Below are 454 nucleotides of genomic sequence, written 5' to 3' on the forward strand. Positions count from 1 at the left end.
CTTCAATCGCGCCAGTAGCCGTTATAATTCCGAATGTTCCGCCAATTATAAGAACAAAAAAGATGACTCCAGAGGCTTCAACCAAGCCGGTATGCACACTGTTGACCAGTCCCAGCGGCTTTACAGGAGAAGCTTCGATGAATTGAAAGGTAGCTGGGTCAATCACGTTTCTTCCATTTACTTCTACTCTTCCATATTCACCAGCAGGCAGTAAATACGTAAGCACAACTGCACTTGCAAGAACGACGAAGAGCAAGGCGAACACGTTGATATCCCATAGCTTTTTCTGCTTTTTCGGCTGCACGTCCACATGTAACTGACTCATGATACCCCCCCATTTGGTATCAGATCAGATGATCGGGAGAGAAGCCTCCTCCATCGCATGAAGGAGACTCTACCTGCCCGAGCCTATTGCGTTACTTTTTGTGTAGCGAGAAACTCAGATACCTTTTCC

Annotated in this window: 1 pseudogene; it reads right to left on the reverse strand. The window is 46.7% G+C overall.

Going from position 1 to position 454, the window contains the following annotated elements:
- Positions 1-325, reverse strand: a pseudogene (locus tag SB773_RS30090) (YfcC family protein); the annotation flags it as partial.
- Positions 326-454 lie beyond the last annotated feature (129 nt).

The sequence above is a fragment of the Bacillus sp. SIMBA_074 genome (genome assembly GCF_046534555.1).
Classification (GTDB): Bacteria; Bacillota; Bacilli; order Bacillales; family Bacillaceae_G; genus Bacillus_A; species Bacillus_A mycoides.